Annotated in this window: 16 protein-coding genes; 12 read left to right on the top strand and 4 right to left on the bottom strand. The window is 62.7% G+C overall.

Annotation, left to right across the window (positions count from 1 at the left end):
• A partial coding sequence (locus NEZ08_RS23560) for a GNAT family N-acetyltransferase (RefSeq protein ID WP_298112476.1) occupies positions 1-620 on the bottom strand: 620 nt, incomplete at its 3' end.
• Positions 621-722: 102 nt separating this feature from the next.
• Between NEZ08_RS23560 and NEZ08_RS23555 the strand changes: the two genes are divergently transcribed.
• The 4 genes from NEZ08_RS23555 (at position 723) to NEZ08_RS23540 (ending at position 4,348) form a co-directional block, all read left to right on the top strand.
• Positions 723-968: an acyl carrier protein gene (locus NEZ08_RS23555; protein ID WP_298112474.1), complete on the top strand. Its 246-nt coding sequence runs from the start codon at positions 723-725 to the stop codon at positions 966-968.
• On the top strand, positions 955-2,340 hold the full coding sequence (locus tag NEZ08_RS23550) for a class I adenylate-forming enzyme family protein (protein WP_298112471.1): 1,386 nt from the start codon (positions 955-957) through the stop codon (positions 2,338-2,340). The genes NEZ08_RS23555 and NEZ08_RS23550 overlap by 14 nt, the downstream gene beginning before the upstream one ends.
• Positions 2,333-3,070, top strand: coding sequence for an SDR family NAD(P)-dependent oxidoreductase (locus tag NEZ08_RS23545; protein WP_298112469.1), 738 nt, complete (start codon positions 2,333-2,335; stop codon positions 3,068-3,070). The genes NEZ08_RS23550 and NEZ08_RS23545 overlap by 8 nt, the downstream gene beginning before the upstream one ends.
• A 114-nt stretch (positions 3,071-3,184) precedes the next feature.
• The gene (locus tag NEZ08_RS23540) at positions 3,185-4,348 is read left to right on the top strand and encodes a DUF3095 domain-containing protein (RefSeq protein ID WP_298112466.1); all 1,164 of its coding nucleotides are present in this window, start codon (positions 3,185-3,187) and stop codon (positions 4,346-4,348) included.
• Between the two features lie 4 nt (positions 4,349-4,352).
• On the opposite strand, the gene NEZ08_RS23535 is transcribed toward NEZ08_RS23540, so the two are convergent.
• Complete coding sequence (locus NEZ08_RS23535; RefSeq protein ID WP_298112463.1) at positions 4,353-4,883, bottom strand: GNAT family N-acetyltransferase; 531 nt, start codon at positions 4,881-4,883, stop codon at positions 4,353-4,355.
• A 285-nt stretch (positions 4,884-5,168) separates the two neighbouring features.
• Between NEZ08_RS23535 and NEZ08_RS23530 the strand changes: the two genes are divergently transcribed.
• From NEZ08_RS23530 to NEZ08_RS23495, 8 genes are all read left to right on the top strand, one after another.
• On the top strand, positions 5,169-5,768 hold the full coding sequence (locus NEZ08_RS23530) for a superoxide dismutase (RefSeq protein ID WP_298112461.1): 600 nt from the start codon (positions 5,169-5,171) through the stop codon (positions 5,766-5,768).
• Between the two features lie 120 nt (positions 5,769-5,888).
• A complete protein-coding gene (locus NEZ08_RS23525; RefSeq protein WP_298112459.1) occupies positions 5,889-6,074 on the top strand; it encodes a hypothetical protein in 186 nt (61 codons plus the stop codon).
• Positions 6,075-6,076: 2 nt separating this feature from the next.
• Positions 6,077-6,835 carry an ABC transporter ATP-binding protein gene (locus NEZ08_RS23520; RefSeq protein ID WP_298112457.1) on the top strand — a complete coding sequence of 253 codons (759 nt, stop codon included), beginning with the start codon at positions 6,077-6,079 and terminating at the stop codon, positions 6,833-6,835.
• Positions 6,836-6,839: 4 nt separating this feature from the next.
• Entirely contained in the window at positions 6,840-7,709 is an 870-nt protein-coding gene (locus tag NEZ08_RS23515) for a metal ABC transporter permease (RefSeq protein ID WP_298112455.1), read from the top strand.
• 44 nt (positions 7,710-7,753) lie between these two features.
• Positions 7,754-8,599 (top strand): metal ABC transporter substrate-binding protein, encoded by an 846-nt coding sequence (locus NEZ08_RS23510; RefSeq protein WP_298112490.1) that lies wholly within the window; start codon positions 7,754-7,756, stop codon positions 8,597-8,599.
• 45 nt (positions 8,600-8,644) lie between these two features.
• Positions 8,645-9,703, top strand: a complete 1,059-nt coding sequence (locus NEZ08_RS23505) for a GTP-binding protein (RefSeq protein ID WP_298112453.1) — start codon at positions 8,645-8,647, stop codon at positions 9,701-9,703.
• On the top strand, positions 9,700-10,716 hold the full coding sequence (locus NEZ08_RS23500) for a WD40 repeat domain-containing protein (protein WP_298112451.1): 1,017 nt from the start codon (positions 9,700-9,702) through the stop codon (positions 10,714-10,716). Before NEZ08_RS23505 ends, NEZ08_RS23500 begins: the two co-directional genes overlap by 4 nt.
• Positions 10,717-10,801: 85 nt before the next feature.
• The gene (locus tag NEZ08_RS23495; RefSeq protein WP_298112449.1) at positions 10,802-11,122 is read left to right on the top strand and encodes a hypothetical protein; all 321 of its coding nucleotides are present in this window, start codon (positions 10,802-10,804) and stop codon (positions 11,120-11,122) included.
• A gap of 900 nt (positions 11,123-12,022) precedes the next feature.
• Here NEZ08_RS23495 and NEZ08_RS23490 read toward each other — a convergent pair.
• Positions 12,023-13,465, bottom strand: a complete 1,443-nt coding sequence (locus tag NEZ08_RS23490) for a homospermidine synthase (protein WP_298112447.1) — start codon at positions 13,463-13,465, stop codon at positions 12,023-12,025.
• Positions 13,466-13,507: 42 nt separating this feature from the next.
• Positions 13,508-13,897 carry a RidA family protein gene (locus NEZ08_RS23485; RefSeq protein WP_298112446.1) on the bottom strand — a complete coding sequence of 130 codons (390 nt, stop codon included), beginning with the start codon at positions 13,895-13,897 and terminating at the stop codon, positions 13,508-13,510.
• Positions 13,898-14,026 lie beyond the last annotated feature (129 nt).

The raw sequence follows: 14,026 nt of genomic DNA, 5'->3' as shown, positions 1-14,026 counted from the left end.
CGTTTGCGCAGGGGAAAGAAAATGAACGGCACAGCTTCCTGGGCCGTCCGGCAGACCAGGCTGAGACAACCGTAGCCGGCATGGCGCTTGAGCATAGCCTGTTCCCCGTCAGACAAGCCGGGGATGGAAGGCGTATCGGGGCTCACCGTCTCGACCCGCATGCCGCGTCCCTGGCGCGACAAGAACGGAAGCGAGAAATAGAGGCCGCGGCAATAGGCCTGAAAGCCCTGCGCTTCGAGGATCGGCCATGTCGGGACCGCCGGCGTGACGTTGAAGTAGGTGACGTCCTTGCGCTTCTGCGTCATCGACGCAAACAGCGCGGCGTAGTTGCGGAACTCCGGATCGACATACCAGCTCGAAACGTTACAGCAGGTCGTTGCCTCGCCATCGATCACCTTGGTCGAATAGATCAGCAGTAAACAGCCCACCGGCCTGCCGTCGTCTTCCATCAGATAGCCGTAACGCGGTGTGCCTTCGGGCGGCGATCGCATGCTCTGTCGGCGCAGACCCAGCATCCAATAGTCGCGGCTGCGATGCACGAAGCCTCTTGTCAGGAGATCAGCAATTGCATCGAGATCGTTTTCCTGTATCTCGCGAAACCGCGGCTTGGCGGCAGACATCATGTTTACCAACGATGCTGAAAGATCACTTGGAGACGCTACTAGTTCACGTTTTCGCTCTATCATGGGCTTTCGAAATTTTATGAGAATGCGGAGCAGTCCATGTCGGTAAGGTTAAAGATTGTTTCGGCGATCGAGCAGATCGCCGCCGAGCAGCATGTCACCCTTCCGCCGCTGGAAGATAACCTGTCGCTGCATGAGACCGGCTTCGACTCGCTCGCATTCGCGATCCTGGTGGCGCGCCTGGAGGACGATCTCGGCATCGATCCGTTTACCATATCGGCGGACGCAAGCTTTCCTCTCACGATAGGCGACTTCATCAAGGCCTATGAAAATGTCCCCGCGTGAAATCTTCGCGCTGCGTGACTATCTCGACCCCGGCCTGACGGGCCGGACCCTCTCGGACGCGCGGCATTCGGCCTCGCTGACAGAGATTGCCGGTCAAACCTGCCTGAAGGGCCGGCTCGCGGAGTTGTCCGGCCGTTCGGTGGTGCTTGCCACTTCGAATCAATTCCTTGCCGCCATTGCCATGCTCGAGATCGACGGTATCGCGCGGCGCATGCTGCTGTGTCCGCCGGATCTGGGCGCCGGCCACCTTCAGGCCATCATCGAAGACGCCGAAATCGACGCCGTTGTCACCGATCAGCCGGATCGCTTCGCGGCCTCGGGAATCGCATTGGTCCTGATCGCCGGCGAAGAGTTGACCGCCGCGCCTCGCACGCCGACCCAGCGTGCGACCGAATGGCTGATGCTGACCTCCGGCACATTGGGCATGCCGAAGATTGTCGGTCACACGCTGGAAGGCCTGACCGGCGCGATCGCCGCCGATGCTCCCGCGCGCGGTAATCGGCCGATCTGGGCGACGTTTTATGACATCCGCCGTTACGGCGGTTTGCAGATTTTCCTGCGCGCCGTCATCGGCGGCGGTTCGCTTGTGTTGTCCGAGCCCGGCGAGGCGCTTGCAGATCACGTCGCTCGCCTGAACAAAAGCGGCATCACGCATATCTCGGGAACGCCGTCGCATTGGCGCAAGCTGTTGATGAGTGGCGCTGCCGCAGGCTTTTCGCCGCAATATGTCCGTCTGTCCGGCGAGATCGCCGACCAGGCGGTCCTCGACGGTCTGCGCCAGGCCTTTCCGTCGGCCTCGGTCGGTCATGCCTATGCCTCGACCGAAGCCGGCGTCGGTTTTGCCGTCAACGATGGCCTCGCGGGTTTTCCCGCCAGCCTGATCGGAACCAGCCGCGACGGCGTCGAGATGAAGATCGTGGACGGCTGCCTTCGCATTCGCTCAAAGCGAGCGGCACATGCCTATGTCGGGCGCCGCGCCAGCGCGTTGACCGACAACGAGGGATTCGTCGACACCGGCGACATGGTCGAATTGCGCGGCGATCGCTATCACTTCGTCGGCCGGCGTGGCGGCATCATCAATATCGGCGGCTTGAAGGTTCACCCGGAGGAAATCGAAGCGGTGATCAACCGGCATGACGGGGTTCGCATGTCGCGCGTCAGGGCGCGCAAGAGCCCGATCACCGGCGCCATTGTCGTTGCCGATGTTGTTCTCGCCGACGGTTCCGATGCGAGCCGGCGCGACGAAATCAAGAGCCGGATCATCGCCGATTGCAGGGCAAGCCTCGCGCCCCACAAGGTGCCTGCCATGATCAAGTTTGTCGACAAGCTCGACATCACGCCGGCCGGAAAGCTCGCGCGATCAGATGCATAATGTTCTGGTGACAGGCGGCAGCCGCGGCATTGGACTTGCCATCGCGCGACGGCTCGCGGCGAGCGGCTATAACGTGATCGCGGTCGCGCGCCGCGAAAGCGACGAACTGCGGGAAGCCATCGCCGCGACCGCCGGGCAAGGCAATGGATGCGTTCATTTTCGTGCATTCGATCTCGGCAATGTCGACGGCATTCCTGCCTTTGTAAAACGCCTGCGCGAGGAGTTCGGCGCAATTTACGGCCTCGTCAACAATGCGGGCATCGGCACCGAGGGGCTGCTCGCGACCATGCATAACAGCGAGATCGAAGCGTTGGTGCGCCTCAACGTGCTCTCGCCGGTCATTCTGACCAAATATGTCGCCCGCCACATGATGGCGGACGGCGCCGGTGGCCGTATCATCAACATGTCCTCGATTATCGCCTCCACCGGTTATAACGGCCTGTCGGTCTATGGCGCGACCAAGGCGGCCGCGACCGGCTTCACCCGGTCGCTGGCGCGCGAAGTCGGCAAGCTCGGCATCACCGTGAACGCGATCGCGCCCGGCTTTATCGATACGGAATTGACGCACAGCCTGGGCGCGGAACAGCGGCAGCGCATCGCCGGCCGCAGCGCGCTGCGCCGCTTGCCGGAAACGGACGACGTGGCGGGGATGGTGGAGTACCTGTTGGGCGACGGCGGCCGCAACATAACCGGCACCGTCCTGACCGTGGACGCCGGAAATACCGCCTGACCGGTGGAATGGCCCTGTGACCATCGTCCAGGTGAGGATTTGACCGGTCCGGGCGCCTGAACCTAGTTTCCAGCTTCGGCCGTATCTCTCCTCGATCCAATTATTGATTGCGCCATGACTGAATCCAAGGGCAGCGACGGCTTCTATGGCGCCATTCCGGTCTTCCGGCGCTTCGAGCGGCTGATGGATCCTGGGCTGTATGAGCCCTTGCCTTCCGACTGGAGCATCGGGCTTGCTGATATCGTCGAATCCACCAAGGCGATTGCCCAGGCGCGCTACAAGGCGGTCAACATGGCCGGCGCGGCGGTCATTGCGGCAGTGACCAATGCGCTTGAGGGGCGCGAATTTCCGTTCGTCTTCGGCGGTGACGGCGCAAGCTTTGCGGTCGCGCCCTCCGATCTCGCGCGCGCGCGGCAGGCCCTCGCCGCAACCGCGACCTGGGCCAAGGAAGACCTCGACCTAGTGATGCGCGTGGCGCTGGTGCCGCTGACGGCGATAAGAGCGCAGGGATTGGATGTTCGCGTGGCCCGCTTCGGTCCATCGCCCCATCTCTCCTATGCGATGTTTTCCGGCGGCGGTCTCGGCTGGGCGGAAGCGGCCATGAAGGGCGGCGAGTTCGCCGTTGCGCCCGCCCCGCCCGGAACTCAGCCCGACCTCTCCGGGCTTTCCTGCCGCTTCGAGGAGATGCCAGCGATGCGCGGGCTCATCCTCTCGGTGCTGGTGCTGCCGGCACAAGGCGCCGATCCAGCCGCCTATCGCGCGCTGATCGAGAACATTCTCACTCTGGTCGAACGCAGTCCCGATCAGAGCCGGCCAGTGCCGGCGGCTGGGCCGCCGCTCCGATGGCCGCCGCAAGGCGTCGAATTCGAGGCGCGCGCCCGGCGCGGCGGACCCCTTTTCACAAGACGGATCCGCGTGCTCGCCCGCACCCTGTTCGCCTATCTCATCATGCGTTTCGATATCAAGGTCGGCGGCTTCGTGCCGAAACTCTACGTGCAGCAGCTTGTAGAGAATTCCGACTTCCGCAAATACGACGACGGCCTGCGGATGGTGCTCGATTGCACGCCCGATCTCGAGCAGGCGCTGGCTGCGCGCCTCGCTGCGGCGGCCTCGGCCGGCGTCGCGCGATATGGCCTGCACCGGCAGGATGCCGCGATGATGACCTGCTTTACACCGTCGGCGGTGCGCAGCAACCACGTCCATTTCATTGACGGGGCACGCGGCGGCTATGCTTCCGCCGCGACCGCGTTGAAGGCGATGCTGGCAACGCGCGCCTGATCTGTCACCAGGGCAGACCGCAGAGGTCGAGCGTGCCCAGCGTCGGCGCGCGCCGCTTCAAGTCCAGTACAAACGGAGCCATCGCCTCAAAGCGGCTCTTCCCTTCAGGCTGCTCGGCGAGGACCGTTCCGACGAAAGGCTGCCAGCCGCGTGACTGATAGAAGTCGAAATTGTGCGGCTCGCAGAACAACAATGCAAATTGCGCCGCGTCGTGATCGCGCATGGTATGGACCGCGGCATTCAGCGCGATACTGGCGTAGCCGCGACGGCGCTGCTCGGCGCGAGTGGCGATCCCGCCAACGCCGCCGACATGCACCTTCTGGCCGTTCCAGGTCACGGTCCTGAAGTAGATACCGGCGTGACAGGCGAGTTCGCCGTCATCCGTCTCGATCAAGACGCGCAAGTCCGCCCGTGCCCATTTGACGTGGCCCCAGGAGAGCTTCTCCTTTTCGGATGGCGGCCACACCGCCTCCAGCAGACCTTTGGCGCGCGGCCACCCTTGGTTGCCGCTCACCAGCTCGATTTCAATGCTCACGGGTGACTGTCCTTGCGCGCGGGTCTCCGCTCAACAGGTGATAGTTGCGTTCGGTATGGGCCGGCTGATTTTCGCAACTGGCGATGCGATCGACGTTGAACTTGTCGCTCTACTACTAAGCGCTTCATTTTCAAGAGAAATTCGATTTAATGCGATCGCGCGCCGGTTGGCAATTCGGGGACATCGCGAGCGGCGGCGCGTGGCCGAATTCAGTTTTTTGCTGACAGGGAACCTTCTATAAGAGGTCCCGTTAAATCGTATCCCACCCTTTTCGGACATGACCCCATGACCTTCAAGCTCCCCGACCTTCCCTATGCCTACGACGCGCTCGCGCCGCATATGTCGAAGGAGACGCTGGAATTCCATCACGACAAGCATCACCAGGCCTATGTGACCAACGGCAACAATCTCCTGAAGGGTACCGAATTCGAGGGCAAGTCCCTGGAGGAGGTCGTCAAGGGCTCGTTCGGCAAGAACGTCCCGCTCTTCAACAATGCTGGCCAGCATTACAACCACATCCATTTCTGGAAGTGGATGAAGCCAAACGGCGGCGGCAGCAAATTGCCCGGCCGGCTGGAAAAGAAGATCAACGAGGACCTCGGCGGCTTCGAGAAATTCAAGACGGATTTCGCCGCGGCCGGAGCCGGCCAGTTCGGCTCGGGCTGGGCGTGGCTGTCGGTGAAGAACGGTAAACTGGAAGTCACCAAGACGCCGAACGGCGAGAACCCGCTGGTGCATGGCGGCACGCCGATCCTCGGCGTCGACGTCTGGGAGCACTCCTATTACATCGACTATCGCAACCGTCGCCCGGACTATCTGAAGGCCTTCATTGAGCACCTCGTCAACTGGGACTATGTCGACGAGTTGTTCGGCAAGGCGGTCTGACCGGAGCAGCGGACGGATCAAAGCGGCAGCCTCGGGCTGCCGCTTTTTAGTTTGGCAGTTGATGCGGGCTCAGGGCGGCGGCAATAGACTCCCCGAATGTTATAATATAACATTTGAAGTATGGTGACCCCGCCGAGCCACGATCACACCCACCCCCATCACGTCCATAACCATGGCCTGGCTGCGCCGCATCCGGCGCAGCCGATCACTTGGTCGATCCTGCGTATGACGGTGCTGTCCCGCCTGACGGCGGCGATCGCCGTCAGCGGCGTCCTCTGGGCGTTCGTCTGGCTCTCGATGAAATGACTATGGCCGCCCAACTGCAATTCCGCGATGTCACGCTGGGTTATGACCGCCATCCGGCGGTTCATCACTTGAGCGGCGAGGTGGCGCCGGGGGCACTCCTTGCCGTCATCGGCCCAAACGGTGCCGGTAAATCGACGCTGTTTCGGGGCATCGTCGGAATCCTGAAGCCGCTTTCAGGCACGATCCTGACCGGCGGCATCGATCCCAAAGACATCGCCTATCTGCCGCAAACCGCCGACATCGACCGCAGCTTTCCGATCTCGGTGTTCGATTTCGTCGGCACCGGGCTGTGGCGGCGGACCGGACTTTTGGGCGGCATCGGCAAAGGTGCCCGCCGGGAAATCGCGCAGGCGCTCGTCGCAGTCGGCCTGAGCGGGTTCGAAAATCGCGGCATCGGCACGCTGTCGGGCGGCCAACTGCAGCGGATGCTGTTTGCCCGGGTGTTGCTGCAGGATGCGCGCCTGATCGTGCTCGATGAGCCCTTCAACGCGATCGATGCCAAAACCTCCGCTGATCTGCTGGAACTGGTCAGGCAATGGCACGGCGAGGGGCGTACGGTGCTGGCGGCGCTGCACGACATGGACCTCGTGCGCGATCATTTCCCGGAAACGTTGCTGCTCGCACGCGGCAAGGTCGCCTGGGGCGCAACACCGAACGTGCTGACAGCCGAAAATCTCGCCGAGGCGCGGCGGATGTGCGAGGCCTTTGACGACAGCGCAGCCGCCTGCGTGGTCCATGACGACGCGTCGGAGGCTGCCTAAACCCATGCTCTACGACGTGCTGATCGGGCCCTTCACGGAATTCGAATTCATGCGCCGCGCGCTTGCGGCCGTGCTGGCGCTGTCGCTCGGCGCGGCACCAATCGGGGTGTTTCTGATGCTGCGGCGGATGAGTCTCGTCGGGGATGCGATGGCGCATGCCATCCTGCCGGGGGCTGCCGTCGGTTTCCTGCTCTCGGGACTCAATCTGTTTGCGATGACGGCGGGCGGACTGATCGCCGGCTTCGCGGTGGCGCTGCTCGCAGGCGTGGTGTCGCGGGCCACCGATCTGAAGGAGGACGCATCGCTCGCCACCTTCTATCTGGCGTCACTGGCGCTCGGGGTGACGATTGTCTCCGTGAAAGGCACCAACATCGATCTGCTGCACGTCCTGTTCGGCGACATTCTGGCGATGGACGATCAGACGCTGCTCGTGGTCGCCTTTAACGCCACGCTGAGCTTGACGGTGCTCGCGGTGATCTATCGTCCGCTGGTGATCGAAAGCGTCGATCCGCTCTTCCTGCGCACCGTGAGCCGTGCGGGGGCGCTCGCACATCTGGTGTTTCTGGCGCTTGTGGTCGTCAATCTCGTCAACGGCTTTCAGGCGCTCGGCACGCTGCTCGCGGTGGGCCTGATGATTCTCCCCGCAGGTATTGCACGCTTCTGGTCGCGCGAACTGACCGGCATGATCTCGATCGCGGTCGCAAGCGCGATTGTTGCGGGTTATGCCGGATTGGTGCTGTCATTCCAGACCCGCATTCCCTCGGGCCCTGCGATCATCCTGGTTTCGGCATTGCTCTATGTTGTCTCGATCCTGTTCGGCAACGTCCGTGGCGTGGTCCGGCAGCTCTTTACCGCACCTCATCTCGAAGCGTGAGGCGCATCGTGGCCGGCTGGCGGGTCCTTCTCCTGGCACTGCTGATGTCGATTGGCGCGGCGCCCGCCCACGCGCAAGGACGCCTCAAGGTGGTGGCCAGCTTTTCGATCCTTGGCGATTTCGTCAGCAATGTCGGCGGCGACCGGGTCGAGGTCACGACCTTGGTCGGCCCCGATGGCGACGTGCACGTCTATACGCCGACGCCGGCGGATGCGCGCAAGATCGCTGACGCCAGGCTGCTCGTCGTCAACGGTCTCGGCCTCGAAGGCTGGCTGCCGCGGCTGCTTCAGGCGGCCGGCGGGAAGGCCGCCATCGTCACGGCGACGGCCGGCGTCGCTCCGCTCAAGGCGGGCTCCGATGCCGATCCGCATGCCTGGCAATCGGTCGCGAATGCGGAGAAATACGTAGCCAATATCCGCGACGCGCTGGTCGCCGCCGATCCTGCCGATGCGGATGTTTTTCGTCAAAATGCGCACAGCTATCTGGCCAGGCTCGAGGCGCTCGATGCCGAGGTGCGGCAAGCGGTCGGCCGAATTCCGCCAAGCCGCCGCAAGGTGATCTCAACGCATGATGCTTTCGGCTATTTCGCCGCCCGCTATGGCATTGAGTTCATCGCCCCGATCGGCGTCTCCACGGAAGCCGAGCCCAGCGCGCGCGACATCGCGAAAATCATCGGCCAGATCAAGGAAGAGCACATCCCGGCCGTGTTTCTGGAGCGGATCGGCGACCCCCGCCTGATGCGCCGGATATCCGAGGAGACCGGGGCGAGGGTCGGCGGAACGCTATATTCCGACAGCCTGACCGATGAAAAGGGCGATGCCCCCACTTACATTGACATGGTCAGGCACAATATTAGAACGCTGACGAGCGCGCTGGCGAACCCGAGGTAAATGGGCCCTCCCGCCGGCCCAAATGCTGTTTTTCCCGGAGTAATCATGTCCGAACTGACGTCCCAAAAAATCCCTGTGACCGTGCTGACGGGCTATCTCGGCGCCGGCAAGACCACGCTTTTGAACCGCATCCTGTCGGAAAACCACGGCAAGAAATACGCGGTCATCGTCAACGAATTCGGCGAGATCGGCATCGACAACGATCTGATCATCGGCGCCGACGAGGAAGTGTTCGAGATGAACAACGGCTGCGTCTGCTGCACGGTGCGCGGTGACCTCGTGCGCATCCTCGACGGGTTGATGAAGCGCAAGGGCAAGTTCGACGCCATCATTGTCGAGACTACGGGGCTGGCAGACCCGGCGCCGGTTGCGCAAACATTCTTTGTCGACGAGGATGTGCAAAAGAATGCGCGGCTGGACGCCGTGGTGACCGTTGCCGACGCAAAATGGCTGAGCGACCGCCTGAAGGACGCGCCGGAAGCCAAGAACCAGATCGCCTTTGCCGACGTCATCGTGCTCAACAAGACCGACCTTGTCTCGAAGCCCGAGCTCACCGAGGTCGAGGCGCGGATCAGGGGCATCAATCCCTACGCCAAATTGCACCGCACGGAACGTTGCAGGGTAGCGCTGTCGGACGTGTTGGAGCGCGGCGCCTTCGATCTTGACCGCATTCTGGAGATCGAGCCGGATTTCCTGGAAGAGGACGATCATGATCACGACCATCATCATCATGATCACGGCCATCAGCACCATCATGATCATGACCACGGCCATGGACACGGCCTGAAGCACTACCATGACGAGGACATGCAATCGCTGTCGCTCAGTTCGGACAAGCCGCTCGATCCCGCCAGATTCATGCCATGGCTGCAGAACCTCGTGGCGAACGAGGGTCCGAAAATCCTGCGCTCGAAAGGGATTCTCGCCTTCAGCGACGACGACGACCGCTATGTGTTCCAGGGCGTGCACATGATGCTGGAAGGCGACCACCAGCGGCCATGGAAGGAAGGCGAGCCGCGCACCAGCCGCCTCGTCTTCATCGGCCGCGAATTGCCGGAAGCGGCGATCCGCGAGGGCTTCGAGAGCTGCATCGTTTCGCGATGACCGAGTTCGATCCGGGCGAATCTACCTCCATCGTTTCCGTCACCGACAAGGTGCGCGCGATCAAGATCGGCGCACCGGTCAGCTCCGTGCATTTCCTTGGGCAGACAGTTGCCTTCGTCGGATCGGAAGAAAATATCTTCGTGGTCGCGGACGAGTCCGATCCCGGCCTGGTTGCCGTCCACGGTGGCGGAATTCTGTGCGCCACCTCCGACGGAAAGCGTCTCGTCACCGGCGGCGACGACGGCAAGGTCGTTTCGCTCGACGCCAAGGGTGAGGTGGTGTTGCTTGCGAGCGACGCCAAGCGACGCTGGATCGACAATGTGGCGCTTCATCCCGACGGGGCGTTTGCTTGGTCGGCGGGCAAGACCGCCTTTGTCCGCAGCGGCAAGGACCAGGAGAAATCGCTGGAGGTGCCGTCGACCGTCGGCGGCCTTGCCTTTGCACCGAAGGGCTTGAGGCTCGCGATCGCGCATTATAACGGCGTGACGCTGTGGTTTCCCAACATGGCCGGCGCGCCGGAATTCCTGCCGTGGGCGGGCTCGCACCTGGCGGTGACCTTCAGCCCCGACAACAGGTTTCTGGTGACGGCGATGCACGAACCGGCGTTGCACGGCTGGCGGCTTGCCGACAACAGGCACATGCGGATGACCGGTTATCCCGGCCGCGTGCGTTCGATCGCCTGGAGCGCTGGCGGCAAGGCGCTCGCCACCTCCGGCGCGGACATGGTCATCATGTGGCCGTTTGCGAGCAAGGATGGTCCGATGGGCAAGGAGCCGACTATGCTGGCGCCGCTGAAGTCGCGTGTCACCGCCGTCGCTTGTCATCCTGACCAGGCCATTCTCGCGTCCGGCTACGAAGACGGCACCGTGCTGATGGTGCGACTGAGCGACGGCGCAGAAATCCTGGTGCACAAGAACGGCGGCGCCGCGATCGCGGGACTCGCCTGGAACGCCAGGGGCACGCTGCTCGCCTTCGCCGCCGAGGACGGCGAGGCAGGACTTTTGACGCTCTAAGCGTGCCTGAGTTCCGGCGGAGTTCCGCGGAACAACGCTCTCCAGCGCCCGTTAATGCCGGCGTACCATTCGTCGGGTGAAGGTGATGTTGAGCGGTCGAAAGCGAGGGGCGGATTTTCTGGTCCCGTCAGTGATGCTGGTGACGGGGCTTTTTCTGACCGGCTTCTCGGTCGTTTCCACGCCGCGTCCCAATGTTCATCTCGCGCAGGCGACGCCGCCTTTGCAGGGGACACCTGCGCCCGCGACGAATGACAAGCCTGCGGAATCAAAACCCGGCGGCACGCGACCGACGACGCCGGCGCCCCAGCCTGCTCGTCCGGATGCGCAGGCGCAAAGGGAAGGCGCCAAGCCCGCGCTTCCCCCCGCGCCTCCGGAAAAGATCGCCCCGCCGATGGAGAAGAAATAGGCCTCCCTTGTTCAAGATAGCGGACCGGGAAACCTGCGCGCTTTATAGATGCCGACGCCGGCCCTTGAGCGGGCGGCGATCAATCTCCGAAAAAGCCGAAGCGAGGGCGCTCCTCTAAGCGCGGCGAGTCGTATTCGCCGAACAGCTCGAAATGGCGCGGGCGCCCATTGCCGAAGCGCGGCGCTGGGTCCCGTTCGACGATCTCATCGACTGCGCCGTCCCGCGGCGTCTGCCGGACCAAGTTGGCTGCCGCATCCAGGTTTGGCTGGCGCGGGTCTTGGTCCGGTCGCCGTCTATGCTCTGAAAACCGATGGTCCCCTGCCGATTTCCGTTCCGCCCGCCTTCGCGAAGCTGCCCCCCTCGGATCTGCCGAACGCGTGCTTGCGCGCTCGTTCTTTGCGGCAGTGGTGTCTTCCTTTGCGGTAGCGCGGTCATCGGTCTTCGCCACAGCAGGAGGCTCAGCGGTCCTGGGAACGGGCGGCGCTTGAAGGTTGGTTGCCGCCTCCGTTCTGGCTGGGGCCGAAGCCGCCGCCGGCGGCGCGCTCTGTGTCGGTGGTTTTGTCGAGTCCTGCTGTCCATGATCCGACGATGCCACCGACGGCTTCGGCGTAGCGGAGTTTGCGAGCCCGACCGTGCCAGCGTGAATGCGTTCCAGCCTGTTGGGCTGATCCACCGCGCGTGTCGTGATCATCGCTCCGCCAGCGAAGCCGACGGCGATCGCGGCGAATGCCGTTCCGATGCCGGCGAAGAAGGACGAATTGCTGAAAGCCATCGCGTGTCCTCCGGTTTCCGGGAAGCCAACGCGATGTGCCTTTGCGTGTTCCGCCGGCGACCGGTACAAGCCTGCCGGGGAACTTGGATGATGAACTCAGATGATGATGGGCCGATGAAAGCCAGTTCTCACCGCACCAGCACGTTTCTGAACTGCCAGGGGTCGCTTTCGTCGATGTCCTCCGGAAACAGACCGGGACGATCGGTGAGCGGGGTCCAATCGGTGTAATAGCCCTTCACCGGTCCGAGGTACGGCATCTGGATTTCAAGCAGGCGGTCGTAGTCCATCTCGTCGGCTTCGACGATGCCCTCGTTCGGATTTTCCAGCGCCCAGACTATTCCGCCGAGCACGGCGGAGGTCACCTGAAGGCCGGTGGCGTTCTGATAGGGCGCGAGCTTGCGGGTCTCCTCGATCGAGAGCTGCGAGCCATACCAGTAGGCATTGTTGTCATGGCCGAACAGCAGCACGCCGAGTTCGTCGATGCCATCGAGGATTTCGTTTTCATCGAGGATGTGGTGCTTTTCCTGCATCTTCCCTGCGCGGCCGAACGTTTCATGCAGCGACAGCACCGCGTCGTCAGCAGGATGATAGGCATAGTGGCAGGTCGGCCGATAGATCACCGTGCCCGATGCGTCGCGCACCGTGAAGTAATCGGAGATCGAGATCGACTCGTTGTGGGTGACGAGAAAGCCATACTGCGCGCCGCGGGTCGGGCACCAGGTGCGCACGCGCGTGTTGGCGCCGGGCTGCATCAAATAGATCGCAGCGCCGCAGCCGGATTGGTGTGTATGCGCATTCTCGGGCATCCATTTTTCATGGGTGCCCCAGCCGAGTTCGGACGGCTGCATGCCTTCCGACAGAAAACCTTCGACCGACCAAGTGTTGACGAACACGTCCGGCTCTTTCGGCGACCTGGATCGCTGGGTGTCGCGTTCGGCGATGTGGATGCCCTTCACGCCAGCCTGCCGCATCAAGTCAGCCCATTCTGCTTTGGTCTTCGGCCTGGGAGCATTGAGCTTCAGATCAGCGGCGACATTGAGCAGCGCCTGCTTGACGAAAAAGGAGACCATGCCCGGATTGGCGCCACAGCAGGAGACAGCCGTCGTGGAGCCCGGGGGGCGCGCCTTCTTGGCGGCCAGCGTCACTTCACGAAGGGCGTAGTTGGAGCGGGCTTCCGGGCCCTTCGAAGCATCGAAATAAAAACCGAGCCAGGGCTCGTTGACGGTGTCGATATAGAGGGCGCCAAGTTCGTTGCAGAGCTCCATGATATCCGTGGAGCCGGTATCGACCGAAAGATTGACGCAAAAACCCTGGCCGCCGCCTTCGGTGAGCAGCGGCGTCAGCAAGTCGCGATAATTCTCCTTGGTCACGGCCCGCTGGATGAAGCGTACATTGTGCTTCTCGCAATGCGCCTTGCGGCCCTCGTCCTTGGGATCGATCACGGTAATGCGCGACTTGTCGTAGTCGAGATGCCGCTCGATCAAAGGCAGCGTGCCTTTGCCGATGGAGCCGAAACCGACCATGACGATCGGGCCGGTGATCTTCGCGTAGATCTGCGAGGCGGGGCTCATGGGATAGTCTCTCCGAAAAAGTGCTAATCGATAACTGTGGGTTCAGGCGCTGCGCCGCTTGGCGGTCACTTCGATCTCGACCTTCATTTCAGGCTTCAGCAGACCGGCGACGACCAGCATGGTCGCTGCGGGGCGGATTTCGCCAAGAACCTCCCCGCAGACCGCAAAATGCGCGTCCGCATCGCTGATGTCGGTTAGATAATAGGTCGCGCGGACGATATCGGTCATCGCAAAGCCGCCGTCCTTCAAGGCCGCTTCGATGGTCTTGAAGCAGTTTCGTGTCTGGCCTGTGACGTCCGCCGGCATGGTCATGGTGGCGTAGTCATAGCCAGTGGTACCCGCGACAAAGGCCATGTCGCCGTCGACGACCGCGCGGCTGTAACCAGCGGTCTTCTCAAAGGGCGAACCGGTGGAAATGAGGCGGCGGGACATGATGATGGTAACCCTCGGCTTCGAACGACCATGATTGACGGCCCTTTATATCAGCGCAAACGTCGTGTCACCTCGTGGGAGCTGAGCGTGGCCGAGCCCATCGACGGATGATGATGTCCCGGACGATCA

The organism is Bradyrhizobium sp. (assembly GCF_027451485.1).
GTDB lineage: Bacteria > Pseudomonadota > Alphaproteobacteria > Rhizobiales > Xanthobacteraceae > Bradyrhizobium.
This window is presented reverse-complemented; position numbering and strand designations above follow the sequence as displayed.

What these genes read in the sequence shown, in the direction of transcription:
- NEZ08_RS23495 (WP_298112449.1), top strand. Translation starts at nt 10,802, where the DNA reads ATGTTGAGCGGTCGAAAGCGAGGGGCGGATTTTCTGGTCCCGTCAGTG.
- NEZ08_RS23555 (WP_298112474.1), top strand. Translation starts at nt 723, where the DNA reads ATGTCGGTAAGGTTAAAGATTGTTTCGGCGATCGAGCAGATCGCCGCC.
- NEZ08_RS23540 (WP_298112466.1), top strand. Translation starts at nt 3,185, where the DNA reads ATGACTGAATCCAAGGGCAGCGACGGCTTCTATGGCGCCATTCCGGTC.
- NEZ08_RS23485 (WP_298112446.1), bottom strand. Translation starts at nt 13,897, where the DNA reads ATGTCCCGCCGCCTCATTTCCACCGGTTCGCCCTTTGAGAAGACCGCT.
- NEZ08_RS23515 (WP_298112455.1), top strand. Translation starts at nt 6,840, where the DNA reads ATGCTCTACGACGTGCTGATCGGGCCCTTCACGGAATTCGAATTCATG.
- NEZ08_RS23500 (WP_298112451.1), top strand. Translation starts at nt 9,700, where the DNA reads ATGACCGAGTTCGATCCGGGCGAATCTACCTCCATCGTTTCCGTCACC.
- NEZ08_RS23490 (WP_298112447.1), bottom strand. Translation starts at nt 13,465, where the DNA reads ATGAGCCCCGCCTCGCAGATCTACGCGAAGATCACCGGCCCGATCGTC.
- NEZ08_RS23525 (WP_298112459.1), top strand. Translation starts at nt 5,889, where the DNA reads ATGGTGACCCCGCCGAGCCACGATCACACCCACCCCCATCACGTCCAT.
- NEZ08_RS23545 (WP_298112469.1), top strand. Translation starts at nt 2,333, where the DNA reads ATGCATAATGTTCTGGTGACAGGCGGCAGCCGCGGCATTGGACTTGCC.
- NEZ08_RS23530 (WP_298112461.1), top strand. Translation starts at nt 5,169, where the DNA reads ATGACCTTCAAGCTCCCCGACCTTCCCTATGCCTACGACGCGCTCGCG.
- NEZ08_RS23505 (WP_298112453.1), top strand. Translation starts at nt 8,645, where the DNA reads ATGTCCGAACTGACGTCCCAAAAAATCCCTGTGACCGTGCTGACGGGC.
- NEZ08_RS23510 (WP_298112490.1), top strand. Translation starts at nt 7,754, where the DNA reads ATGTCGATTGGCGCGGCGCCCGCCCACGCGCAAGGACGCCTCAAGGTG.
- NEZ08_RS23550 (WP_298112471.1), top strand. Translation starts at nt 955, where the DNA reads ATGTCCCCGCGTGAAATCTTCGCGCTGCGTGACTATCTCGACCCCGGC.
- NEZ08_RS23520 (WP_298112457.1), top strand. Translation starts at nt 6,077, where the DNA reads ATGGCCGCCCAACTGCAATTCCGCGATGTCACGCTGGGTTATGACCGC.